This is a genomic window from Clostridium algifaecis (genome assembly GCF_017874415.1).
In the GTDB taxonomy this organism is placed as follows: Bacteria; Bacillota; Clostridia; order Clostridiales; family Clostridiaceae; genus Clostridium_B; species Clostridium_B algifaecis.
This window is the reverse complement of sequence record NZ_JAGGLM010000005.1, coordinates 111,379-135,513: the sequence shown is the minus strand read 5'-3', so window position 1 is coordinate 135,513 and position 24,135 is coordinate 111,379. Positions and strand designations below refer to the sequence as shown.

Sequence of the window (24,135 nt, the reverse complement as noted above, 5' to 3'; positions counted from 1 at the left end):
TTTTAATTTTATACCAAACAAAAGTTCTGATTAAGGAGGTAATTACATGGCAATAAAAACAAACTTTATTTCTAATGGGAAAAAGTATTATAGAATAAACTATGATATTGATATAGATGCCAACGGAAAAAGAATTAGAAAACAATTTGTTGGAAAAAGCAGAAAAGAAGCTGAAAAAAAGAAACTAGATTACATAAATAAAATGAATCTTGGATTAAAAAATGCAAAAAATATGTGGCTTGCACAAACATTAAAAAGCTGGCTATTTGAGTTTGTAAAAATGTCTGGTAATATAAAGCCTACTACATTTGCAAGATATGAGGGACTATATAGAAATTATATAGAAAAGTCTTCTATAGGATCTATGAGCTTGGATAAATTGGAGTCAATACAAATACAGAGATATTATAATAAATTATTTAAACAAGGGAAAAGCAGCAACCAAATTAACTATGTAAATAAATTTTTAAAACAATTCTTAAATTATGCAGTTGACTGTGGATATATACTTAAAAATCCATGTGATGGTAAAAGAGTTGTTATTCCTAAAAAAGAATTAAATGAAATAGTTGAAAAGGCTGTTCCGGTATTTACAGATGAAGAATTAAGTAAAATTTTAAATTCTGATAATTGTAAAATAAAATATATTGCTTTATTTTCTCTTTCAACTGGCATGAGGCGTGGAGAAATTATAGGTTTAAAAGAAAATGACATTGATTATAAAACAAAGGAAATTCATATTAAAAGAACTGTAGCAACCACTACAATTTTTGATAATGAAAATAAAAAAAGTAAACAAACTATAGTTCAGGAGCCTAAAACAAAAAACTCAAAAAGAACTATTCCTTTACCTGCATCATTAGTAGGATTAATTAAAGATACAATTAAAATTAAGAAGTCAGAAAAATTAAAAGCTGGCGATAGTTACTGTAAAAATAATTTAGATTATTTATTTTTAAGTGAAATAGGTAATCTAATTAATGCCGGGAATTTAGATAAAACATGGTCAAAATTTTTAAATAGATTAGATATACCTCACAAAAAATTTCATGCCCTTAGACATACATATGCTACTAAACAATTTGAAAATAATATACCTTTAAAAACTGTTTCTATGCTTTTAGGTCATAGTAGTATTGAAATAACAGCAAATATTTATACCCATGTTTTAAAAAGAGAAAAGGAAAAATCGATTGATATATTAAGCTATATAAAAACTATGGTGTAAAAATGGTGTAAATTATTTAAAAATACACTTTAGTGCAAAAAATAAGAACGCCTTAACCATTGAAGTTAAGCCATTCTTTCTTTTGTGGTAGTCCCTAGGAGGATCGAACTCCTGATTTCACCGTGAGAGGGTGACGTCTTAACCACTTGACCAAGGGACCTCATATCAAAACCGACAAGTAGTATTATATCTCGATTTTGCTTGTTCGTCAATGCTTATTTCAAAAAAAGTTATATTTTTTTGATATTTATATCATTTTACTACAAAATTTGCCGTAGTTTAGTTTTTTACAATTTTAACGATAAAACTATTATAGTTAATAATTGCAAATTTACTTATTAATTACAAATATTAAAGCAAAATTGAAGTACCAAGGTATATATATTTTTTAAAAAATCGGAGGCTGTTGTATATGAACAATTGTATTGATGTTTTATCGTTAAGTAACAAGATTAATAAAAATAAAGTATCAAATAGTATCAATAATATTAAAAAATTAGATGGAGGATCTTTTGGCAGCATTTTTAATAAAGCTAAAATTAATTTAGCAAATACATCTAATAGTTCTTCTATTGAAGAAGTGAATGAGAGTTTAAAAGAAGACATAGATAAAAAAGCTGATGCTGCGGTAGAAAGATTAGCTGGTTTTTTCGGAATTGGGAAACATTTAATGGCAGCGATATTACAATCCTTGAATATTGATCCTAAAGACTTACTTGATCCATCTCAAAAGAAGAATATAGTAGACACTTTATCAAAAAAATTTGGGTTAAATAAATACAAATCAGATGCCCTCTCTAACTTAATGAGCGATTTTTAAAAATATGTATAAAAAAAGCAGCCATGAATGGCTGCTTTTTGTTGCAAATCATTTGCATATAGATATATAATATTAATGTGTTTTATTTCTTATAAAATAATTTGATGTTATACGCGTTTAATAATCAATATGTCACTATCTGCATATTGATTAAATTTATGTTTATTTGGAGGAAACTTCTACATGATTGATATAAATAATTTAACCTTTTCCTATAATGGTGCAGCTCCTTATCTTATTGAAAAACTGAATTTAAATATAAAAGATGGAAGCTATACTTCTATATTAGGAGAAAACGGAAGTGCAAAAACAACTTTAATCAAACTCATACTTGGTCTTTTAAAGCCACTAAGCGGGACAATAAATTTAAGTACCAAAAATATTGGCTATGTACCTCAAAGACTTGACAGTTTTAATTCCAAATTTCCAATTACAGTTTTTGAATTATTAAAATGTCATATGAAAGTTTCAAAAATAAGTGATAATAAAATAATAGATAAATGCCTTGGTTCTGTAGATATGAAGGACTTTAAAAAAAGTTTGATAGGTAATTTATCTGGAGGTCAGATGCAAAAAATTTTTATAGCTAGAGCTCTTATGGGATATCCAAAACTTTTGATATTTGATGAACCTTCAACTGGAATAGACACCAAAAGTCAAAAAGAAATATACAGTTTAATAAGCCACTTGAACAAACACCTACATATAACCGTACTGGCTGTAGAACATAATTTAAAAGCAGCCATGGAAAATTCCACTCATATATGCACCATGGAAAATGGAGTTTGCAATATGTATACAATTTTAGAATACAAGAAATTAAATGAAATTATCAATAAATAATAAAATAATGGAGGAAACAAATGCTGGAATACAGTTTTATGCAAAATGCAATATTGGCAGGTATATTTATATCTATATTATGTCCTGCTGTAGGTGTATTTTTAGTTTTAAAAAGATACTCTATGATGGGAGATTCACTTTCACACTCATCCCTTGCAGGAGTAGCAATAGGACTTGTGCTTGGTTATAATCCTATATTGACAGCTTTTATATTCACTGCAATAGCTGGACTTGTAATAGAAATTTTGAGAGGTTACTATGAAAAATATGCAGATTTAATACTAGTTATAGTATTAACATTTTCTGTTGGTACTGCAATTGTGCTAATAAGTACAGGAAAAGCAAACGCCAATGTAAATTCTTATTTATTCGGAAGCATTCTGACAGTATCAAAATCAGAACTGTATACTGTTTTTGTTCTTAGCATAATCTCTACAATAGCATTAATTTTATTTTACAATAAGTTACTTTATATAACCTTTGACGAAGTTGGTGCACAAATATCCGGGGTAAACGTAAAATTAATAAATTATATATTTTCTTTGCTCGTAAGCTCTACAATATCAGTATCAATCAGAATACTTGGTATACTTGTAATTTCATCCATGATAGCAATGCCAGTAGCAGCTGCCCTCCAGCTAAATAAGGGCTTTAAAACTACGTTAATTTTTTCTATAATATTTGGCTTTATAGATATAATTGGAGGATTATTTCTTTCCTATTACATAAATAGTGCTCCAGGTGGAACTATTGCATTAACTTCAGTAGCAGTACTTATACTAGTTTTAATATTCAAGAGGTTTTTTAAGTAAAAATAAAAAGGCATGAGAATTGCCTTTTTACTTATCCCCTATAATAATGTTTTAAAATACTGCTGGCTTAAAGCCCTTGCCTCTAACTTCGCTTGCATCCATAATTGACATCACTGCACCAGAATCTATATCCGAAATAAATCTTTTAGCTTCCTCAACCTGTCTGGAATTCATTATAGAATATATAACTTTTTTCCTATTTCCCGTATATGCACCTTCTCCATAAAGATAAGTAACTCCCCTTCCAAGTTTCTTAAATATGGCTTTTTCCACATCTTCGCTGTCTTGTGTTATTACAAATAATATTTTTTCCCTGTCAAAGCCCTGAATTGCTTTATCAACTACTGCAGAATACATGTACATGGATATCAAAGTATAAATTGCAATTGGCAAATTTCCCATAAACATTCCTATTGCTACTATGATACTATTTATTATAAATCCCATTCTTCCTACTGAAATTCCATATTTCTTCTTTACTGCTACTGCTATTATATCAGTGCCACCCTGTGATGCTCTCGATTTAAATATAATTCCTGCCCCAATCCCTGTAAGCACACCGCTACATAATGCTGATAAAAGTGGATCCGGTAAATAGTATAATTGATGTAATGATCTGGTGCATATAAGACCAAGTGACATAGCTGCCATTCCTATAAAACTGTAAATTCCAAATTCTTTATCCACTATCTTAAATCCTATTATGAATATAGGTATATTTATAGCTATTATAAAATAACCTGCCGGTATACCTGTCAAATACTGAAATATAATTGCAATGCCTGAAACTCCTCCACTTAAAAATTTATGAGGTATGATAAACATATTGACTCCCATTGAATAAATAAAATCTCCTATTATAATCATTATAATTCTTAAAAAGTTATTTCTTGAATAATCCATTATAATTCCCCCTAATAACAAACCTTTATCGTAAATAAATTCTATTATAGATTTAAATAGAGGTCAATTTAGTTAAATGACCATTAATCAATAACATGAGTTATAATAAGTTAATTTATGAATAAAATCAATCAAATATCACTGTAACTTCTATTATCTAATGAATGCTCTTATATCTTATTTTTAAATATTTAGATAATTTTCTATTTTGCATTATATTGTTTTGATTAATTTTTATATTAATTTTCAATTCCAGCTCTAGCCTTTACTCCTTTATTATAATAATGCTTAATCTCCCTCATTTCAGTAACTAAATCAGCTTTTTCCATAATTTTTGGATTTGCATATCTTCCTGTAATTATTATTTCTGTACCATAATATTTATCTTCCATCATTTTTAAAACATCCTCTAAACTAATTAAATTATAATAAATTGCTATATTAAGTTCATCCAAAACAACTACATCATATTTTCCAGATGATACTATAGCTTTGATTTTTTTAAATCCAATCTGCGCCATATTTATGTCATCCTCTGTTGGCTTTCCATGTATGAATGCAGCTTTCCCAAATTGCTCCATTGTAAAGTTCGGTAAAAACTTTGGCACCTTTAATTCACTATAGTTCATACCTTTTGCAAACTGTCCAAAATATACTTTTTTTCCGGCACAAACAGCTCTAAGTGACAGTCCAAGAGCCGCTGTAGTTTTTCCCTTCCCATTGCCTGTATATACCTGAATATATCCTTTATCCAAAATAAATCTTCTCCTTTTTTAAAATATTTCATTATCACATTCAATTTTACTTAATGCATTAACTTTATATATTTTCAATTTATCAATATGTGTTTTTCTTTCTGCAAAATTCAATTTCTCTCTATCATCGTATATAATTCCCAGTACATCTCCGCTGTGTGCCCCTATTATTCCAAGTCCTCCGGTAGTTCTGCATATTTCAATTATGCTTTTAAAAAAACTATAATAAAGCCTGTTCTGATTTCTAAGTATACTTTCAGTTGAAACACCTGCAAGTTCAGCTAAATCTTTTTTCACGATAGCTTGTTTAAGATCTGGTATTAAATCATCCACTTGACCAGGCTGTTTTTGATTTTCCTTGTTGAATTTCACAGTATCAATTACTCTGTTTCCTTCAAAAGCCAGTATATTAAAATCCATATATTCTCCCAGACATTCTATATATTCACCATTTTTATAATCAAAAAGTGTCATTTTACTAAACAATATGCTGTCTGTAGGTTCCACAGATATACAGCATTTCAAAAGTTCCTTTTCATCAAATTTCCTTTTAAACATTTTTAGTAAACAATAATAAAGTGCACAAAGATCTGCAGTACTGCTTGCCATTCCCTTTCCAACTGGTATTTGTGACCTCACATCAATAAATAAATTACTATAATACTCACCATACCCCCAATGCTTTAGTAAGTTATACATAAATTTATAGGCTTTTTTCAGGCTGCTTGACTTTTTATGTTCTTCGTTCCATATACATTCAAATAATTTCACTTCAGTATATATATTTACAGGAAAAGATGCTAATAATTCTTTATTTTTAACCCTTCCTTGAATTACCTCTCCAAAGCTCCCCGGATAAAAAGTAGTAAATTCCATATTATTATCCTCTTAAAATATATTTTTTTCCTATATAATTCAGCATTTCATCTATATTATAAAAGACGTTCTTATACTTTATTTTTTTTCTAACCATTACAAAAGCATACACATTACAATCTATACACGCCTTGATTTTATCATAAGTTCCACCTCTAGCGCCACTGTCTTTAAGAAGCACAGCTTCTATATTATAGTCATTTATAAATGCACAATTAAGTTCATAACTTACAGGACCTTTTATTGCAATTATATCATCAATACTTATTTTAAGCTTGCTGCATTTTTCAATGACATCGACCTGAGGCAGTACTCTGTGAATTATTCTATTTTTTAATTTCATGCACAATATTTTTTCTAAATTTTTGCTTCCAGTTGTATCTAATATATTGCCACTTATAAATTTGATTCTTTCATTCAATTCACTATAATTTTTTACTTCTATAACTCTATCATTATTTTTAAAGGATTCCATACATGACGGTCTTTCATACCTTACATATTCTATATTGAGCTTCTCACATGCTTTAATTGCATTTTTAGTTACTTCCACTGCATATGGGTGCGATGCATCAACCAGCACCTCTACATTGTTTTTTTCAAGTACATCTATAAAATTATCATAATCAAGCGGTTTATTATTTAAATAAGCATATTTATAATCCTTTAGAATATCTCCACCATATATAGTAGCAGTAGACACAAATATATTCTCTGTAAAATTATTTAAATTAGAAAGTATATCTCTTCCCTCAGACGTTCCAAGAATTAATCCTATCACCTGTAAGCCTCCATTTTTTTGTCCTTCATAAGTGGATTGCCATTTATTGAATCCTTTATATGCTGTATATATATATCATGAAAAGCCGTATTTTCCCCTAAGCCATGCAAATATACTTCTATCTTGAATCCCAATTTTTCAAGTACATTCTTCCACGAATACTTACTATCTCCCATCATGTCCTCTTCAACATGGTTACCGGCTACAAGCATAAATGGCATAAGTATTATATTTTTTATATGCTTTGACTTTAAATATGGAATTACATTTTCGAGAATTGGGTATCCTTCCACTGTTGCAATAAAGATGTTGTCTATTCCTTCATCTCTAAATATATTCTGGAGCATAGAGTAGCTTGCATTTATAGGATGACTGGAACCATGTCCCATTAAGATTATAGCTTTCCCTTTATAATTTTCTGGTATCTGACTTTTAAATGCCCTTGCAGCTATTTTATAATCATTTTCTCTATATAAAATAGGTCTTCCTATAACCAATCTTTCAAATGAATTTTCATATCTCTTTGCCATATTTACAAGTTTATCATATTCATCTCCCGGAATTATATGAAGCGGTTGAATGTATACTTCGCTAAAGCCATCATTTTCCATCCTGTGCAGTGCCTCATCTACCGTATCTATATGTAATTTTTCTTCTTTCTTTAATTTATTTATTATCATACTTGATGTAAAAGCTCTCCTAATATCATAGTCAGGAAAAGCTTCTTTTATAGAATCTTCAGTGCTTTTTATACATAAATTCAATACTTTTAAAATACTCGTTCCAAAACTAGCTGTAAGTATTCCTTTTTTATTCTTAATCACAATGTCCAACCCCCCGCAACTATTAATTATTAACTCTTAACTATCTTCCATATCCTCTTGGAGTTATAAATCTCCCCTTGTCTACATAACTGCTGTTATTGCCAACTATAACTATACTCATCATATCAACCTCTCTATCGGAAAAATTGTCTATATCGGTTATTATAATTTTTTCTCCTGCTCTAAGTGCATTTTTAACAATAGCTATAGGGGTATTGCCGGATCTATATTTTCCTATAATATCAATGCATTCTTTTAAATAAAAAGGTCTTCCCTTGCTCTTAGGATTATAGATGGAAATTACAAAATCTCCGCTTGCTGCAAGTTCAACTCTCTTTTTTATAAGCTCATATGGTGTCATAAGATCACTTAAACTTATAGCACAATTGTCATGCATAAGAGGTGCACCTACTATAGACGCTGCAGCCAGAGATGCTGTTACTCCAGGTATAATTTCTATATCCTCATCTTTTGATAACTCCAAAATAAGTCCGGCCATGCCATATACACCTGCATCACCAGTGCTTATTATGGACACTGTATTATCTTTTGAAAGTTCAATTGCTTTTTTACACCTTTCAACTTCTCCCCGCATACCTGTAGAAAAGACCTGTTTATCTTTGATCAATTCAGATATCATATCAAGATATTTAATATAACCTACTATTATGTCACTTTCCTCTATAGCCCTTACTGCCTTTATAGTCATATATTCCAAGCCACCTGGTCCAATGCCTACAACATAAAGTTTTCCCAAATTAGCACTCCCTCTCTGCATTTAATAGCTTGCATTTTCTAAGTTTCCCAATGCATACAGTCATTCCATCAGCCTTTATCTTTCCTGTAAGTTTTTCCCCACCTGAAAGGTATGTGCATGGCTCACATACTGATCTAACTCCTATAGTTTTCTCTACAAAATCGCTCCCGGAAAATCTATTTTGAACCTTCCTTATATCTTCTCTACTCCATATTTTAAGATCACAATTTAGATAATCACTGAGACTTAGTATTGCAGCTTCATGTCTCTTTATATCTACTGTAGTTATAGTTTTTACAGATCTTTTATCTATATTATTCTGCTTTAATACGTCTAAAATTATATTCTTCATCTTATCTTTATCATAATTTTTTCTGCATCCTACACCAATTACAATGTCCCTTCTTATAAGTTTAAGTGATTCTACATCCCGTATAAATTCATAAGATATATTGTCTCTATCAGTCACAACTACAATTCCATCTACATCTTGTATCTTCTTACAATTCTTTATTTGATTATATCCTTTAGGACAATCTATGATTTTTCTGTCATCTATAAACGCAACTTTACTTCCATTTACAAGAAGTGATGATATACTTTTTGCATCTTTAAGATTATCTATTACAAGGTCATTTTCCCTGGCAATTAAATCAGGTGCACAGATTCCCATATTATCCGTAGCTGTAGTTATTACAGGAATAGCTCCAAGCTTAGATGCAATTTTAGCAGTAAGTTCATTTGCTCCCCCCAAGTGTCCACTTAAAAGACTTATAACAAATTTCGAGCTGCTGTCTACTACAACTACAGCCGGGTCAATATCTTTTGATTTTATAAAATCTGCCGCAGCTCTTACTGCAATACCTGTAGAACTTATAAAAATTATAGCTTTATATTTTTCCATCAAATATTTTGTTATCTTTTTTAAGTTGAAATTTTCAGTATTGTTTTTAGAATAAAAGTCTATATCATAGTAGGATTTTAATTTGTCTGCTATAATGTCACCTGCTTTAGTTACACTAATTACTCCTATTTTCATTCTTTCCCTTTCTGTAGCCATGACTAAAGTTTTCATCATACAAAAGACTATTTTTATAATTGCAGTCTATAAAATCTCCTACAAGTATTTGTGCTGTTTTTGTTATATTTTCAGATTTTACCTTATCTAAAATATCATTTAAAGTTCCTATGATACATTTTTCATCTTCCCAGGTAGCCATCTTTATAACTGCAATAGGTACATTTCTTCCATAACCTGCCTTTAACTTTTGAACTACCCTGTCCATCATGCTCACAGAAAGAAATATAGCCATAGAAGCTCCTATCCTGGCCAGATTCTCTAAATCTTCTGTTTGAGGTACAGGTGTCCTTCCCTGAACTCTTGTAAGAATTACGGTCTGACTTACACCAGGAAGGGTAAATTCTTTCTTTATAGCTGCTGCTGCCGCCGTAAATGAACTTACACCAGGGACAACCTCATATGGTATATTAAGTTTTGAAAGTTCATCCATCTGTTCCTTTATAGCTCCATATATAGATGGATCGCCGGTATGTAGCCTTACTATCACTTTACCATCACTATAAGAATCCTTCATAACTTCCATTACTTCTTTTAAAGTCATTGAAGCAGAATTGTATATTTCTGCAGTTTTCCTGCAAAAGTTAAGGTGTTCTTTTGAAACAAGTGAACCTGCATATATAACTACATCTGCCCCTTCAAGTATCTTTCTTCCTTTAACTGTTATCAAATCTGGATCTCCAGGACCTGCTCCTATAAAGTAAACTTTATTTTCCATATAATCCTCCCTAATTAAAGCTTATTTTCTGTGTGCTATTATAAGTGACATATAATCTCTATTTTTGAGTATTTCATTTCTGTCTCTTATAATCTCCTGTCCTTCTCTGTAAGCTCTTTTTACGTACACATATTTAAAATTGTTTCTTTCCAGAAAGTCAACTATTTCCTTTTCCTTTCCATACACCTTCATTACAACTACAAATTTTTCATCTGTTATTTTATGAAGTTGCGAAGCAGGCATAATAGAAACTCTCTCATTCCCAATTACCAGAGTCTCTCCAGCAAGACTTGCTGCTGCACAAAAAGAAGTTATTCCAGGTACAGTTTCAGCATTATATCCTCCTTTTTTTACGTAATTCAATAAGTATATATATGTACTATATACAAATGGATCTCCTATAGTTAAAAAAGCTACATTTTCTCCATTGCTAAGTCTTTTCTCCACATCTTTAAAGGCATCAAATATCTTCTTTTCCTGCTCATCTCCGCCCATTGGAAAGTGCTTTATAATTATTTCCTTATCTTTATCAATAAAATTTTTTGCTATTGAAAGTGCCGTACTTTTTCCTCCTTCTCTTGCAGAAGGTGCCATTATAACACTGCACTTTTTTATTGTATTTACGGCTTTAATTGTAAGGAGTTCCTCATCTCCAGGTCCTACACCAATTCCATATAAAGTTCCAAATTCAGAAGTACCATTATTCAAACAATCACGTCCTTAATTATTTTGACAGCAGTTATTATAAACACACTGTTATTTGAAGATATCATATAGCTTTTTCCCTTAATCTTATTTACAGAAACCTGAATACATTCCACTGCATATTTCATAGATTCAAGAGTTTGAAGTGCTATATTCAAATTTTTAAGAGTTATAAAGTTTAAAACCATTTTTCCATTTGACTTGAGTTTACTTCCATAACACCTTATTATTTCATCTAAATTTCCACCGTTTCCGCCTATAAATATTCCATCGAAATATGGCTCTATACTGTCTTTTACCTCTAATGCCTCTCCGGATATTATACTTAAATTATCCACATTAAATTTATTTTTATTTTTGTGTATGAGTTCTATAGCCTCTTCATTTTTTTCAATAGCTACAACCTGTCCTTTAGGACACATCTTTGCCATTTGAATACTTATAGAACCTGTCCCTGCACCAATATCAAGCATTCTAGAGTTCTCTTTAATGTCAAGCTTAGCTGTAGTTATAATCCTAATTTCTTCTTTTGTCATGGGAATATTTCCTCTTATAAAATCACTATCTTCTATGTACATAGAAATTTACACCCTTTCTATTACTACTACTGACAAATTTTCAAAACTTGCATTTTTCAATTCTTCTGGTGTACCTATTATAATTTTTTCATCTTCATATGAAAGATTTTCCCCAACATATACTAAAGCTTCAATATGATTTTCATATAAAATTTTACATATAAAATCTGGTGAATTTTTGCTGTCCGTAAGCCAGATAGAAACTCTATAATTATTTACTATATCAAAGATTTCTTCATTTCTTCCATGAACACTGCCAGTATAAGCATTATTCCAGCTCTTCTTAAGCACTGACATCATATATTGAAAAGAGCTAATTCCTGGTACAACTTCTAATTCACCCTCATAATTTTTGTTTATATATTCAGTTATTCCATAAAATAAAGGGTCTCCAGAAGCTGCTGCAGTTATCTTATTATATTTATCCGAGTTTATTATTTCTAGTATGGATTGAAGCTTTGGAACTTCAATTTTAGTAGAATTTATAAAATTCAAGCTTTTAATTGCCCTTGAAAATCCAACTATAACATCAGATTCCTCCATGACTTTAACAGCCCTGGGCAGTATATAGTCCCTATGTCCAGGTCCAATACCAACCACAAAAACCTTTTTCAACTTAAAGCACCCCCTTTATTTACTATTAACTCTTAAACAGGATTCCTTTTTTCATAGAATACATTATAACATCTGCTTTTATAGTGTTATTAGTGTATTCCTCTATTCTCTTCTTTATTTTTCTGCCTATTCTTTCATATAGTTCATTATATCCATCTCCAAGTAAATTTACTGCACCTTCTGTAGTTTTCTCAGAGTATATCTTTCTCACAAGTTCCGTACTTTCTCCCATGAGTGCAAGCTCCAATGCTATGGTTTCAAGTCTTACATCTGATACTCTGCTGTGGGTATTGAAACACCCGGAGGCTACCTTACACAGCTTTCCAATATGTCCTACCACAAGCACATGCTCCACTTTTCTTGACATACACATAGATAATGTCTTTCCAACGTAATTAGACATAATAACCATTTTGCTCTCATCAAGCTTCAGTTTTCTAGCCATATTCTCACCCATGTTTCCAAAGAGAAGTATTATATCTCTGTTGCCCTTTGAAACTCTTTGGTTAAGCTCAATTTCTATGGACTTTATAAGAGCTTCCTCAGACATGGGCATTACAATTCCTGTAGTTCCAAGGATAGATATTCCTCCAAATATATTAAGTCTTGGATTGAAGGTCTTTTTAGCAATTTTAGCTCCTTCCGGTGCAAATATTGTTATTTCCACTCCTGAATTTTCAGGGAGAGCTTCCTTTACTTCTTTTTCAATCATGCTCCTTGGTACAGGATTAATTGCCATTTCTCCTTTTTCTACATAAAGGCCTTCTCCCTGAACTACTCCAATTCCAACTCCAGCTTTAAGACTATATCCACTTGAAAGTTTAATTGCTCTTGCCCATATCTCCATGCCCTCTGTTATATCAGGGTCATCTCCTGAATCCTTAAACACACAGCACTCTACATAATTTTCTTTTATGTTTGTCTTTGCTATGGGTATTAAAAGCTCTACTCCAGCTAGGGTATCAATTGTTATTTCACTTAATTTTTTATTGAAATAGAGCATGTATACTGCCGCTTTTGAAGCTGCAGCAGCACAGGAACCTGTAGTGTAACCGCATCGCAGTTTTTTTCCATCACAATTAACGTACATATCCAGCAAAGATACCACCTCAAAATTAATCTATCTGGTAATCATATACATAAGTGCATTTACTATAGCAGCTGAAACATTGCTGCCTCCCTTTCTGCCCCTTATAGTTATCATTGGAATATCAAGCTTTTCTATTTCCTTTTTTGACTCCTCAGCACCTACAAATCCTACAGGTGCTCCTACTATAAACTTAGGTTTTGCTTTATTTAAAAGGGTAAGCTCCTTAAGCTTAAAAAGTGCAGTTGGTGCATTTCCAAATACAAAAAATTCAACGCCTTCCTCTACTGCCTTTTCTACTGCTGCCATAGACCTGGTTATTTCTCTATCTTTAGCTATTTTTGCTACATCTTCTCTTGCTACAAAACATTCTACCCTGCAGTTCAGTTTTGAAAGTGCTTTTTTATTTATTCCTGCAAGTGCCATATTTGTATCCGTATATATGGTTGTTCCTTTTTTCAGAAGAGAAAGTGCACTATCTATAGCACCTTCCCTTATATAAATTATATCTTTATATTTAAAATCTGCCGTGGTATGTATAACTCTCTTTACTATAGCAAGCTCTCTTTCCGTGAAGTTATGACTGCCCATTTCCTCCCCTATTATCTGAAAGCTTTTCTTTTCTATATCCATGGGGATTTTAATGTAATTCACTATTTATTCTCATCCTCTCTGATATCTACAAGGTTACTGCTGTCAATTTTAGCTTCTTCAAAAGTAGCCATATTGTTCATAGTATATAGTGCAGATTCTATTATTCCAAAAGCAAGTGGACAGCCTGACCCTTCTCCAAGTCTCATATCAAGATTTAGCATAGGTTTTAAATTAAGTTCGTTCATTATATATTTGGCACCTGGTTCTGCTGAAAGGTGAGATGGAAATATATAATCTCCTACATCTCCATTTAATCTAACTGCACAAAGTGCCGCTACAGATGATATAAATCCATCAATTACTATAGGAATTCTATTTTTAGCTGCTCCCAGGAAGCAGCCGCATAAACCGCATATATCAAAGCCTCCAACTTTAGACAAAACATCTATAACATCATTTTTATCAGGTTTATTTACTTCAAGTGCCTTTTTTATTGCTTCTCTTTTTAAATAAAGCTGCTCATCTGTTATTCCAGAACCTTTACCGGCTACTTGGTCGATTTCAAGTCCTGTGAGTCCTCCTAAAACAGCTGCACTTGTAGCGGTATTGCAAACTCCCATTTCTCCAGTTCCAATGAGATCATAGCCATCCTTTGCAAGTTTGTCTACTGTCTCTATGCCTGCTTCAATAGCTTTTACTGCTTCATCACTAGTCATAGCAGGTCCTTTTGCTATATCCTTTGTTCCATAATTAACTTTCCTGTTAATTATTTTAGGATTATTCATGTCAACTTTAACACCAATATCAACTACAGTTGTATCAGAATTATAAAAATCTGCCAAAACACAAACTCCTGTAATTCCCCTTGTAAAATTATTGGTTACAATTGCAGTTAAATCCTGACCACAACTGCTTATACCTTCCTCCCATATTCCATTGTCCGCACACATTATTACAATATTTTTCTTATGTATTTTATTCTTTACCTTGCCTGTAATTCCAGCCATTTTAACCGCTATTTTTTCAAGTTCTCCAAGACTTCCTATTGGTTTAGTCAAATTGTCGATTCTATTCCAGGCATCCTTTATTGCCTCTTCATCTTTTTTCTCTATACTATTCAAGGTTTTTTTTAACAGTTCCATTATTCTCCTCCATCATTGCTATTAACCATGCTATTTATAAAACTCATATTTGAAAAAAAATGGACGTGTGCATATCCTCCAATGGTATTCTTTTTCAAATAACCGCACTTCCATTTTTTTGTGCTTCCATCATAAAGTTCCTTAGTCAAACTGTATATTTTTTTCTCTCTTGATTCAACACAAGATTTATGAAACTCATGACAATTTATTTTAAGTCCTTTTTTGAAGATATGGTTGTTATCTGTAACTTCCAAGCTTGCATATCCAAAGTTCTGAAGTCTATCTGTCATTTTAGCACATCCATTAAAAAATCCCACAGTTTCAAATCCATCTATATTTTCCATTAAATACATAAGCCCGCCGCACTCTGCATAACATTTTAATCCAGAATTTAATTTTTCTCTTATACTATGGAGCATGGATTTATTTTTTGAAAGTTCTTCTATAAAGACCTCTGGATATCCTCCACCTATATAGAGGAAATCAATATCATCCGGTAATTTTTTATCTTTAATTGGGCTGAAAAATACAACTTGTCCCATTTCTTTTAAAATCTCTAAATTTTCCTCATAATAGAAACTAAAGGCTTTGTCATAAGCTGCAGCTATTTTAATTTTTCTATTTTCAACATGAAATCCATCTTTAAATGTACCTGCATTTTTAAAGTATTTTAGCATATTATCTATATCTATATTTTTTAATACCAGTTCACTTGCAATTTCTATCTTATTATCCAGATCACTAATTTCACTGCTTTGGATAAGCCCTAGATGTCTATTCTTTAAAGATAATCTTTCATCCTTGGGAATATATCCAAATACCTGCACACTGCAATTTTTCTTTACAGCTGCCTTTAAGAGTTTATAGTAACTTTCGCTTATATTATTAAATACAATTCCAGCTATATTTACATCATCAAAATTCACCATACCATTTATTTCAGCACAAACGGTGGTGCTTCTTCCCTTAGGACTTATAACTAAAATCACTGGAAGTCCAAGAAGTTTTGAAAGATGAGCTGTAGAATAATCAGTATCTATTCCCTTTCCATCATAAAGTCCCATAACCCCTTCAATGATTCCAATATCACCACATCCTCTCATGTAAGAAGCTTTTACTCCAGCTTCCCCCATGAGAAAGATGTCCAGATTTCTTGAAGGTTTTCCTGTTACCCTTCTGTGAAATGCAGGGTCTATATAATCAGGACCCACCTTATACCCCTGAACTTCGTAGCCTTTTTTAATAAGTGCCTTCATAATTCCAAGGGTAATTGTGGTTTTGCCGCTGCTGCTGCCTTCAGCAGATATAATTATACTTCTCATAAAATGCACATCCTAAATTACATTTCTTCTTTAAGCCATCTGCATATATCAACAGCATAATATGTAATTATCATACCTGCTCCAGCTCTTTTTATTGATGTGAGCATCTCCATTGCAACAGCCCTCTCATCTATAAGTCCTGCTTTAGCAGCAGCCTTTACCATAGCAAATTCTCCGCTTACATTATAAGCTGCCAGTGGATAATCAAATTTATCTCTTGCCAGTCTTATTACATCAAGATATGGAAGTGCAGGTTTTACCATTACAATATCTGCTCCTTCTTCTATATCATCTTCTATTTCAAGCATTGCCTCTCTCACATTTGCAGGGTCCATTTGATAGCTCTTCCTATTTCCAAATTTAGGTGCAGAATTTGCAGCTTCTCTAAATGGTCCATAAAAAGCAGAACAATATTTTGCACTATAAGCCATTATAGATACATTCTTATAGCCATTTTCATCAAGTTTTTTTCTAATTGCAGAAACTCTTCCATCCATCATATCAGATGGTGCCACCATATCTGCCCCAGCTTTTGCATGGGAAAGTGCAATTTCTGCTATGTATTTAAGTGTTTCATCATTGTCAACTTCATTATCATGTATTATGCCGCAGTGTCCATGGCTTGTATACTCACACATACAAACATCAGTTATTACAAATAGTTCAGGATAAAGTTCCTTTAATTTTCTAACTCCTCTCTGAACTATTCCATCTTCAGCATAAGCAGAAGAACCTAATTCATCTTTATGCTCTGGAAGTCCAAAAACTATTACACTCTTAACTCCTGCTTCTTTTATCTCATCAACTATCTCATGAAGTCTGTCTACAGAATAATGATAATTGCCATCAAGTGATGGAATTTCTCTTTTTATATTGTCCCCATCAGTAACAAATATAGGGTATATAAAATCATTTCTATTTAAAACAGTCTCTCTAACCATATCTCTTATTACACTATTTTTTCTAAGTCTTCTATGTCTTCTAAACATCTCTGTCCCTCCAATTTTATATAACTATTAATTATTAACTCTTAACTATTAACTTACCTATAATTCCATCTGTTGTGTAATTTTCTGACATTTCATATTTTAAATCATATTTTTCAAGCTCCCTGCCCGTTATTGGTCCTATAGCTATAATCCGTTTCCCGGCTACAACAGGAAGTCCAACAAGCTTTATCATGTTTTTAACTGTAGTTGGGCTTGTAAATACCACTATATCTACATCTTCAAAACACCTTTTATCCGGCAAATCTCCTGTTAGAGTTTCATAAGTATAACATTCATCTACAATACATCCTTCATTTCTAAGGGCTTCTTTAAGATACGGTCTTGAATTTTTAGACCTTGGAATAAATACTCTGTCCCCTTTTTTTATGAAATTCTTAAGCTCACGGAAAAGACTTTCAGCTACAAATTCTTTTGCGATTATCTGTGGTATAATTCCTCTCTTTTTTATCTCCCTTTCAGTAGCCGGTCCTATAGCTGCAAACTTTCCTCGTATATTTCTAATGTCATAATTTTCCTGAAGCAATCTGTCAAAAAAACTATTGACTCCATTTACACTTGTAAAGACTATATAGTCGTACTCATGAAGTTTATCTATATACTTTAATAAATTTTCCGAAGTATAATTTATCTTAATTGAATGTATTTCAGTAACCTGGGCTCCAAGCTGAAGAAGCTTGTTTCTCATTTCTTGAGATTGATTTTTTGCTCTTGTTATGCATATATTTTTTCCAAAGAGAGGCTTCTTTTCATACCAGTTAAATTTATCGCTAAACTTAACCACCTCGCCTATTACAAAAATACATGGAGAGTGAAGTCCTTCAGCTTTAGATTTTAAATATATATCTTTTAAAGTTGAAATGATCTTTCTCTGTTTTGAAGTAGTACCACTCATAACTACGGCACAAGGTGTATCTTCATTTAATCCATTTTCAATCAGTTTTTTTGATATAATATCCATACTTCCAAAACTCATCATAAAAATAAGTGTTCCTGAAATATTAGCAGCTGCCTTCCAGTCTATATTAAGTTTTTCTGCAGATCTTCCAGTAAATACATGAAAGCTCTGTGCAATAGATCTGTGGGTAACAGGTATTCCTGCATAATTCAAAACAGCAATAGGTGATGTTATGCCTGGAACAACTTCAAATTCAATATTTTCCTTTGAAAGCTCCAGTGCTTCCTCTCCACCTCTTCCGAATACATAGGGATCTCCACCCTTTATTCTTCCAACTATATTTCCCTGCTTTGCAAATTCAGCCAGCATTTTGTTTATCTCATCTTGAGTTTTATAATGACAATCCGGCTCTTTGCCGCAATAATATATGCTGCAGTTTTCATTTAAATAGTTAAGCACCTCTGTTCCCGCTAACCTATCATACATAACTACGTTACATTCTTTAAGTTTCTTAACTGATTCCAAGGTTAAGAGTCCTTCATCACCAGGTCCTGCACCTATAAGATATACTTTGCCTTTGCCCATCAAAATCTCTCCTTACCATACTGTAAAACTATAAGAGTCAACTTTCTAAAATATTTTCTGCCAGTATTTCTCCCAAACTGATATAATCTTGTTTATAACCGCTTATACTTTTCTTTATAAGTCTGCCTTTTACCTGAAATACACCTGTAATATTCATACTATTCTTTGAAATCTCAGCGTAAGCCCCTATAGTAGAGTGGCAATCTCCATTTAGAGTTCTCATAAAACTTCTTTCAGCTTCAACACATATTCTTGTATCTTCATCATTCAATTTTTTAAATATATTTGAATTTAAGCATCCTTTTTTTATCTCAACTCCAATGGCACCCTGACCAATAGCAGGTACAATATCCTCTACACTAAAATAATCAGTTATAATTCTTTCCAATTTGAGCCTTTTAACACCTGCCAGCGCTAAAACTATTCCATCTAAATTCTCTTTTTTCATTTTATCAATTCTGGTTTGAATATTTCCCCTTATTGGAACTATTTTTAAATCTTTTCTTATTTTTTTAATTTGAAAAGCTCTCCTGTTACTGCTAGTACCTATTTTTGCTCCAATTTTAAGATCCTTAAAATGTATCCCTTCATTTGATACAAATACATCTCGTGCATCTTCTCTTTTTAAGATGGCAGTCATTTCAAATTCACATGGAATATCAAAAGGAACATCCTTCATACTGTGTACAGCTGCATCTATTTTCCCTTTTAAAAGTTCATTTTCTATTTCCTTTATAAATAACCCTTTTCCTCCAATTTTATTTAAAGCTATATTTAATCTTTTGTCGCCTGTGGTTTCTATCAAAACTTTTTCACTTTTGACGCTACATTTTTTTTCAAGCAAATCCATAACTATTTCAGTCTGAATTTGGGCAAGCTTGCTCTTTCTGGTTCCAATTTTTAATTTCAAATAATATCACCATCCATACAATTGAATTCAACACAACAAAGTATATCTAATTTTTAAAAATATCACCGTAGAACATATCTATTATAATTTGAGCCTTTTTTTTGCTGTAAAAAAAATAAAAATCCCTGGAACACAAAAATTCCATTACCTGCTTTCTCTTTACTCCTTTAGAAAGTTTATTTCTAATATGAGATGTAAAATTCACAAAATCATCATATTTTTCTATATGTTCTTTTATGATATCTGCAATAAAAACAGAAGTCTTTGGAGATGCTTTTCTAGTGTTTACAGCAAAATGGATATTTTCTGTATTTCTCTGACATGGAACAATACAGTTTCCCCCATTGACATCAGAAGAATCTATATATATTTTGTGTAACTCCCTGCAATCTTTTCTTATAATAGAGTTTACCCTTTTATCATTTGTAGCAATTACTACAATATGCTTATCATATATGTACTTTTTATCATATTCTCCTATTAAACTGTGTACACTTATATTGTCCTTAAATTCATTAAACTCATCTGAAAATTCTTTTGATAAAATCCAAACGCTGCACTTTCTGCTTAGAAAAGTTTTTAATTTTATACAGGCAGCTCTTCCACCACCTATTATAATAATTTTTATTTTATCCGATAAAAGTGTAAGAAATAATTTTTCATCCAATTTAAACACCTCAGTACAGTTATATCATAACTATTAACTCTTAACTATTAATTTTTAAACCTTGAAGTATTTTTATAGCGCGATTATTTTTATCTCTATCCTTTATAGCAAGTCTAATATATTCTTTGGAAAGTCCCCTGTAATTGTCACACTGCCTTATCACCAATCCACTATCAAGACATTTTTTGTACAACACATCACACGTTATATTTTTAAGATGGCAAAGCACAAAATTTGCATAAGTTTTATATGTTTTATCTATTATATCAATTTTATTCAGCTGATTAAGCATAATTTCTCTCTCAATGCTTATCCATCTTAGAGAATTTTTTATGTATTCTTCATCTTTAAATATGTATTTAGCTGCCATTTCTGCAAAACAATTTATGTTCCATGGATTTTGCCTACTCCCGATGTTTTCCAAAATCAATTTATTCTTTGAAATTCCATAACCAAATCTTACACCTGGCATTCCAAAAAATTTTGTAATAGCTCTTACTATAAATAGACATTTATAATTTTTCAATTCATCAATAAAACTATTTTCCGTCTTTCCCGTAAACTCAACAAAAGCTTCATCTATTATTATAGTTTTATTATATCTCTCACAATAGTCCAGTATATTCTTGAAATTTTTCTTATCTATAATTCTTCCATTAGGATTGTTTGGATTTCCTATTATAAGTGCTTCAGAATCTTCCAGCTTTTTTATAATGTCCTTGTAATCAAAATCCATATTCTCGTTAAGAAAGGAATATTTTATATCTAAACCCCACTTTACTGAATTTTTTTCATATTCAATAAAAGAAGGAACAACTATACATATACTTTTAAAACAGCCTATAGAGAGATCTATTATTTCAGCTGCCCCATTTCCGACAATTATATTTTTTTCTTCAATAGAATCTGCATTTAAATAATCTCTTATATTTGTTTTAAGTTCTCTATATTCTGCATCTGGATATACATCTGAAAGTTTAACTGCTTCATATATGTTGTCAATAAAACTTTTTGGTACCCCAAGTGGATTTATATTCGAACTAAAATCAAGAAGTTTTTTCCCTTTTAAAATTCCATCTGTATATATATCTCCCCCATGTTCCATATAATCACATCCTATTTTATAGTACTTCTTTGAATATTCCATACGTTAAAACAGCCGCTGCAATGACCATAATAGTTTCTGATAAATACATAAGCTTTATACAATTATTTATATGTGAGAAATCAAGTTTTACTTTTTCATCTCCCAATGTTGGCTTATAGACAATCTCTCCAAAATAAATATTTGTTCCACCCAATTTTACTCCCATGGCACCTGCTGCCGCTGCCTCAGGATATGCACAGTTAGGACTTTTGTGGTTTTTTCTGTCCCTCACCATTATTTTTACAGTTTCTAAAATATTTCCTCCAACTGCAGGAGCTGCAATGCACATTAAAACACCTGTTATTCTTGCTGGTATTAAGTTAAAAATGTCATCTACTTTAGCAGGAAAAAATCCTATATGTCTGTACTTTTCATTCATATAGCCAAGCATAGAGTCCATTGTATTTACTGCCTTATACATCATTGCAAGAGGGGCTCCAAAAATAATTCCATAAAAAAGTGGTGCTATAACTCCATCTGAAGTATTTTCAGCTACAGTTTCAACTACTGCCCTTGTTATCTCATCTTTATTTAAATTTTGAGTATCTCTTCCTACTATATAAGAAAGTTTTACCCTTGCATCCTCTATATCATTTTTTTCCAAAGAACAGTATACCTTTTTTGCCTCTTTGCTAAGGCACCTTGCAGAAAGAGCAGTGCAAAGCAGCACAGTATTTATTATATTAAAAGCCAAAATATTTGTTTTAAATATATATAGGACTGCAAATGGGATTGAAAAACTAATTGAAATCATAATTAAAACTATAATTCCTCCAAAAGTTTTAATCGCTATTTCACTCTTAAATAATTGTCTGCCTCTCTTTTCCAAGAAAGATACTAACTTTCCCATAAAAATCACAGGATGTGGAAACCATGTAGGATCTCCTATTATTAAATCCAGCAAGACCGCTGCTACAACATCTATTAAATTCATAATTATAAAAGACTGAGCCAAATAAATTACCTCTTCCTTATTTTCCTGAAACTATATCATATATAATATCCATATCTATATTATTTCTAACTATATCAGCGAGTTTATCCAGCTCTTTATCTCTAAAATTTTCATAATTTTTTGATTTTCTAGTACACATGCCTTTGCTTTTTCTTACTTTATTCAATATGTACTGTCTAAAATTTATGCCATCAAAAACGCCGTGAATATAAGTTCCCATTATATTATTTTTATCATTTACAGCACCATCTTCCATGGACACCTTTTCTCCATTCTTGCTGTTTATACTAAATAACGACTTTGATCCTTTTCCATATTTCGAACTCCCCATATGAATTTCATAACCATATACTTCTGAATTACCATCCATACAATTTTTGCTTTCACCTTTTACTCTAGATGTAACTTTATCTTTTTCAAGTACAGTATCCACGTTTAAAAGTCCCATTCCATATGTATACAATGTACTGCTTTCGACTTCATATGGATCTTTTATAGAAGTACCCATCATCTGGTATCCGCCGCATATTCCTATTAAAATTCCATTTTTACTATATTCTTTTATACTGTCCTCAAGGCCGCACTCCCTTAACTTTATTAAATCATCTATAGTATTCTTACTTCCTGGAATTATAAGAATGTCAGGTCTTCCAAGTTCATCCTCAGAGCTGACAAATCTAACTGATACATCATCTTCCTGTTTAAATGCGTCAAAGTCTGTAAAATTTGATATATGTGGAAGTTTTATGACAGCTATATCTATTGGTTTAGCTGTACATTTACTATTAAATGAAATTGCTCCATCTTCATCCTCCAGCTTAAGATTGAAGTAAGGTACAACTCCCATACATGGCACTTTAATTATGTCCTCTAACATACTCAGCCCTGGTTTTAATATTTCTATATCACCTCTGAATTTATTTATTATAGTCCCACGTACTCTTTTCCTTTCATCATCTCTTAAAAGAAGCATGGTTCCTGCAAGAGATGCAAATACGCCGCCCTTATCTATATCTCCTACCAAAACTACTGGAGCATCTGCAATCTCTGCCATTCCCATATTTACAATATCTCTATCCCTTAAATTTATCTCCGCCGGGCTTCCTGCGCCCTCCATTACAACTATGTCAAATTTACTCTCCAAATTTGAAAAATGCTCCTTTAGCATATCTCCAAATTTAGTCTTCATATTATGATATTCTAATGCACTAGCATTACCATAAACCTCACCATTTAATATTATTTGGCTTTTTTTATCAGAAGTAGGCTTTAAAAGTATTGGATTCATATAAACCTCTGGCTCAAGACCACATGCATATGCCTGAAGTACCTGAGCCCGTCCCATTTCTTTTCCATCTAAAGTTATGTATGAATTCAAAGACATATTTTGGGACTTAAAAGGTGCTACAGAATATCCGTCCTGTTTAAATATCCTGCAAAGAGCTGTAACAATTATACTTTTTCCTACGGACGATCCCGTTCCTTGAATCATAATTTTACCCATAAAAGCCCTCCAAAATTACAAAGT

26 protein-coding genes and 1 tRNA gene are annotated in these 24,135 nt (G+C 31.6%); 4 read left to right on the top strand and 23 right to left on the bottom strand.

The window, feature by feature from the left end; translation table 11 throughout:
• Positions 1-46: 46 nt before the first annotated feature.
• Positions 47-1,228: a tyrosine-type recombinase/integrase gene (locus tag J2Z42_RS06045; RefSeq protein WP_209701750.1), complete on the top strand. Its 1,182-nt coding sequence runs from the start codon at positions 47-49 to the stop codon at positions 1,226-1,228.
• An 85-nt stretch (positions 1,229-1,313) separates the two neighbouring features.
• Here the strand turns inward: J2Z42_RS06045 and J2Z42_RS06040 are convergent.
• Positions 1,314-1,388: transfer RNA gene (locus J2Z42_RS06040), tRNA-Glu, on the bottom strand.
• Between the two features lie 252 nt (positions 1,389-1,640).
• On the opposite strand from J2Z42_RS06040, the gene J2Z42_RS06035 reads away from it, so the two are divergent.
• The 3 genes from J2Z42_RS06035 to J2Z42_RS06025 all read left to right on the top strand — a co-directional run bounded on the left by J2Z42_RS06035 (position 1,641) and on the right by J2Z42_RS06025 (position 3,703).
• Positions 1,641-2,048 (top strand): hypothetical protein, encoded by a 408-nt coding sequence (locus tag J2Z42_RS06035; protein WP_209701749.1) that lies wholly within the window; start codon positions 1,641-1,643, stop codon positions 2,046-2,048.
• 183 nt (positions 2,049-2,231) lie between these two features.
• Positions 2,232-2,891, top strand: coding sequence for a metal ABC transporter ATP-binding protein (locus J2Z42_RS06030; protein WP_209701748.1), 660 nt, complete (start codon positions 2,232-2,234; stop codon positions 2,889-2,891).
• Positions 2,892-2,911: 20 nt separating this feature from the next.
• On the top strand, positions 2,912-3,703 hold the full coding sequence (locus tag J2Z42_RS06025; RefSeq protein ID WP_209701747.1) for a metal ABC transporter permease: 792 nt from the start codon (positions 2,912-2,914) through the stop codon (positions 3,701-3,703).
• 51 nt (positions 3,704-3,754) lie between these two features.
• Here J2Z42_RS06025 and J2Z42_RS06020 read toward each other — a convergent pair whose 3' ends face one another.
• The 22 genes from J2Z42_RS06020 to J2Z42_RS05915 all read right to left on the bottom strand — a co-directional run bounded on the left by J2Z42_RS06020 (position 3,755) and on the right by J2Z42_RS05915 (position 24,111).
• Positions 3,755-4,606: a YitT family protein gene (locus tag J2Z42_RS06020; RefSeq protein ID WP_209701746.1), complete on the bottom strand. Its 852-nt coding sequence runs from the start codon at positions 4,604-4,606 to the stop codon at positions 3,755-3,757.
• Positions 4,607-4,845: 239 nt separating this feature from the next.
• Positions 4,846-5,361: a cob(I)yrinic acid a,c-diamide adenosyltransferase gene (locus J2Z42_RS06015; RefSeq protein WP_209701745.1), complete on the bottom strand. Its 516-nt coding sequence runs from the start codon at positions 5,359-5,361 to the stop codon at positions 4,846-4,848.
• A gap of 18 nt (positions 5,362-5,379) precedes the next feature.
• Positions 5,380-6,237 carry a GHMP family kinase ATP-binding protein gene (locus J2Z42_RS06010; protein ID WP_209701744.1) on the bottom strand — a complete coding sequence of 286 codons (858 nt, stop codon included), beginning with the start codon at positions 6,235-6,237 and terminating at the stop codon, positions 5,380-5,382.
• Positions 6,238-6,241: 4 nt separating this feature from the next.
• Positions 6,242-7,018 carry a cobalt-precorrin-6A reductase gene (locus tag J2Z42_RS06005; protein ID WP_209701743.1) on the bottom strand — a complete coding sequence of 259 codons (777 nt, stop codon included), beginning with the start codon at positions 7,016-7,018 and terminating at the stop codon, positions 6,242-6,244.
• The gene (locus J2Z42_RS06000; RefSeq protein WP_209701742.1) at positions 7,015-7,842 is read right to left on the bottom strand and encodes a sirohydrochlorin cobaltochelatase; all 828 of its coding nucleotides are present in this window, start codon (positions 7,840-7,842) and stop codon (positions 7,015-7,017) included. Before J2Z42_RS06000 ends, J2Z42_RS06005 begins: the two co-directional genes overlap by 4 nt.
• Positions 7,843-7,882: 40 nt before the next feature.
• Positions 7,883-8,599, bottom strand: coding sequence for a precorrin-3B C(17)-methyltransferase (gene cobJ, locus J2Z42_RS05995; RefSeq protein WP_209701741.1), 717 nt, complete (start codon positions 8,597-8,599; stop codon positions 7,883-7,885).
• Between the two features lies 1 nt (position 8,600).
• On the bottom strand, positions 8,601-9,638 hold the full coding sequence (cbiG, locus tag J2Z42_RS05990; RefSeq protein WP_209701740.1) for a cobalt-precorrin 5A hydrolase: 1,038 nt from the start codon (positions 9,636-9,638) through the stop codon (positions 8,601-8,603).
• Positions 9,619-10,395, bottom strand: a complete 777-nt coding sequence (gene cobM / locus J2Z42_RS05985) for a precorrin-4 C(11)-methyltransferase (RefSeq protein ID WP_209701739.1) — start codon at positions 10,393-10,395, stop codon at positions 9,619-9,621. The genes cbiG and cobM overlap by 20 nt, the downstream gene beginning before the upstream one ends.
• A 21-nt stretch (positions 10,396-10,416) precedes the next feature.
• On the bottom strand, positions 10,417-11,103 hold the full coding sequence (locus J2Z42_RS05980; protein WP_209701738.1) for a cobalt-factor II C(20)-methyltransferase: 687 nt from the start codon (positions 11,101-11,103) through the stop codon (positions 10,417-10,419).
• The gene (gene cbiT, locus J2Z42_RS05975) at positions 11,100-11,678 is read right to left on the bottom strand and encodes a precorrin-6Y C5,15-methyltransferase (decarboxylating) subunit CbiT (RefSeq protein WP_209701737.1); all 579 of its coding nucleotides are present in this window, start codon (positions 11,676-11,678) and stop codon (positions 11,100-11,102) included. Before cbiT ends, J2Z42_RS05980 begins: the two co-directional genes overlap by 4 nt.
• A 6-nt stretch (positions 11,679-11,684) precedes the next feature.
• The gene (gene cbiE / locus J2Z42_RS05970) at positions 11,685-12,293 is read right to left on the bottom strand and encodes a precorrin-6y C5,15-methyltransferase (decarboxylating) subunit CbiE (protein WP_209701736.1); all 609 of its coding nucleotides are present in this window, start codon (positions 12,291-12,293) and stop codon (positions 11,685-11,687) included.
• A 25-nt stretch (positions 12,294-12,318) separates the two neighbouring features.
• Positions 12,319-13,392 (bottom strand): cobalt-precorrin-5B (C(1))-methyltransferase CbiD, encoded by a 1,074-nt coding sequence (gene cbiD, locus J2Z42_RS05965; protein WP_209701735.1) that lies wholly within the window; start codon positions 13,390-13,392, stop codon positions 12,319-12,321.
• A gap of 21 nt (positions 13,393-13,413) precedes the next feature.
• The gene (locus tag J2Z42_RS05960; protein WP_209701782.1) at positions 13,414-14,037 is read right to left on the bottom strand and encodes a precorrin-8X methylmutase; all 624 of its coding nucleotides are present in this window, start codon (positions 14,035-14,037) and stop codon (positions 13,414-13,416) included.
• Positions 14,034-15,116, bottom strand: a complete 1,083-nt coding sequence (gene cobT, locus J2Z42_RS05955; protein WP_209701734.1) for a nicotinate-nucleotide--dimethylbenzimidazole phosphoribosyltransferase — start codon at positions 15,114-15,116, stop codon at positions 14,034-14,036. Before cobT ends, J2Z42_RS05960 begins: the two co-directional genes overlap by 4 nt.
• On the bottom strand, positions 15,116-16,438 hold the full coding sequence (locus J2Z42_RS05950; protein WP_209701733.1) for a cobyrinic acid a,c-diamide synthase CobB: 1,323 nt from the start codon (positions 16,436-16,438) through the stop codon (positions 15,116-15,118). Before J2Z42_RS05950 ends, cobT begins: the two co-directional genes overlap by 1 nt.
• Positions 16,439-16,455: 17 nt before the next feature.
• Positions 16,456-17,427 (bottom strand): porphobilinogen synthase, encoded by a 972-nt coding sequence (gene hemB, locus J2Z42_RS05945; protein ID WP_209701732.1) that lies wholly within the window; start codon positions 17,425-17,427, stop codon positions 16,456-16,458.
• A 34-nt stretch (positions 17,428-17,461) separates the two neighbouring features.
• Complete coding sequence (gene cobA / locus J2Z42_RS05940; RefSeq protein ID WP_209701731.1) at positions 17,462-18,928, bottom strand: uroporphyrinogen-III C-methyltransferase; 1,467 nt, start codon at positions 18,926-18,928, stop codon at positions 17,462-17,464.
• Positions 18,929-18,965: 37 nt separating this feature from the next.
• The gene (gene hemC, locus J2Z42_RS05935) at positions 18,966-19,838 is read right to left on the bottom strand and encodes a hydroxymethylbilane synthase (RefSeq protein ID WP_209701730.1); all 873 of its coding nucleotides are present in this window, start codon (positions 19,836-19,838) and stop codon (positions 18,966-18,968) included.
• A 46-nt stretch (positions 19,839-19,884) separates the two neighbouring features.
• On the bottom strand, positions 19,885-20,505 hold the full coding sequence (locus tag J2Z42_RS05930; protein WP_209701729.1) for an NAD(P)-dependent oxidoreductase: 621 nt from the start codon (positions 20,503-20,505) through the stop codon (positions 19,885-19,887).
• A 40-nt stretch (positions 20,506-20,545) separates the two neighbouring features.
• A complete protein-coding gene (locus J2Z42_RS05925; protein WP_209701728.1) occupies positions 20,546-21,610 on the bottom strand; it encodes a pyridoxal phosphate-dependent aminotransferase in 1,065 nt (354 codons plus the stop codon).
• 16 nt (positions 21,611-21,626) lie between these two features.
• A complete protein-coding gene (gene cbiB, locus J2Z42_RS05920) occupies positions 21,627-22,586 on the bottom strand; it encodes an adenosylcobinamide-phosphate synthase CbiB (protein WP_209701781.1) in 960 nt (319 codons plus the stop codon).
• Positions 22,587-22,623: 37 nt separating this feature from the next.
• Positions 22,624-24,111, bottom strand: a complete 1,488-nt coding sequence (locus J2Z42_RS05915; protein WP_209701727.1) for a cobyric acid synthase — start codon at positions 24,109-24,111, stop codon at positions 22,624-22,626.
• Positions 24,112-24,135 lie beyond the last annotated feature (24 nt).

Coding starts and splice junctions, on each gene's coding strand:
- J2Z42_RS06045 (WP_209701750.1), top strand. CDS start 47: ATGGCAATAAAAACAAACTTTATTTCTAATGGGAAAAAGTATTATAGA.
- J2Z42_RS06035 (WP_209701749.1), top strand. CDS start 1,641: ATGAACAATTGTATTGATGTTTTATCGTTAAGTAACAAGATTAATAAA.
- J2Z42_RS06030 (WP_209701748.1), top strand. CDS start 2,232: ATGATTGATATAAATAATTTAACCTTTTCCTATAATGGTGCAGCTCCT.
- J2Z42_RS06025 (WP_209701747.1), top strand. CDS start 2,912: ATGCTGGAATACAGTTTTATGCAAAATGCAATATTGGCAGGTATATTT.
- J2Z42_RS06020 (WP_209701746.1), bottom strand. CDS start 4,606: ATGGATTATTCAAGAAATAACTTTTTAAGAATTATAATGATTATAATA.
- J2Z42_RS06010 (WP_209701744.1), bottom strand. CDS start 6,237: ATGGAATTTACTACTTTTTATCCGGGGAGCTTTGGAGAGGTAATTCAA.
- cbiG (WP_209701740.1), bottom strand. CDS start 9,638: ATGAAAATAGGAGTAATTAGTGTAACTAAAGCAGGTGACATTATAGCA.
- cobM (WP_209701739.1), bottom strand. CDS start 10,395: ATGGAAAATAAAGTTTACTTTATAGGAGCAGGTCCTGGAGATCCAGAT.
- cbiT (WP_209701737.1), bottom strand. CDS start 11,678: ATGTACATAGAAGATAGTGATTTTATAAGAGGAAATATTCCCATGACA.
- cobT (WP_209701734.1), bottom strand. CDS start 15,116: ATGGAACTGTTAAAAAAAACCTTGAATAGTATAGAGAAAAAAGATGAA.
- J2Z42_RS05950 (WP_209701733.1), bottom strand. CDS start 16,438: ATGAGAAGTATAATTATATCTGCTGAAGGCAGCAGCAGCGGCAAAACC.
- hemB (WP_209701732.1), bottom strand. CDS start 17,427: ATGTTTAGAAGACATAGAAGACTTAGAAAAAATAGTGTAATAAGAGAT.
- cobA (WP_209701731.1), bottom strand. CDS start 18,928: ATGGGCAAAGGCAAAGTATATCTTATAGGTGCAGGACCTGGTGATGAA.
- J2Z42_RS05925 (WP_209701728.1), bottom strand. CDS start 21,610: ATGGAACATGGGGGAGATATATATACAGATGGAATTTTAAAAGGGAAA.
- cbiB (WP_209701781.1), bottom strand. CDS start 22,586: ATGAATTTAATAGATGTTGTAGCAGCGGTCTTGCTGGATTTAATAATA.
- J2Z42_RS05915 (WP_209701727.1), bottom strand. CDS start 24,111: ATGGGTAAAATTATGATTCAAGGAACGGGATCGTCCGTAGGAAAAAGT.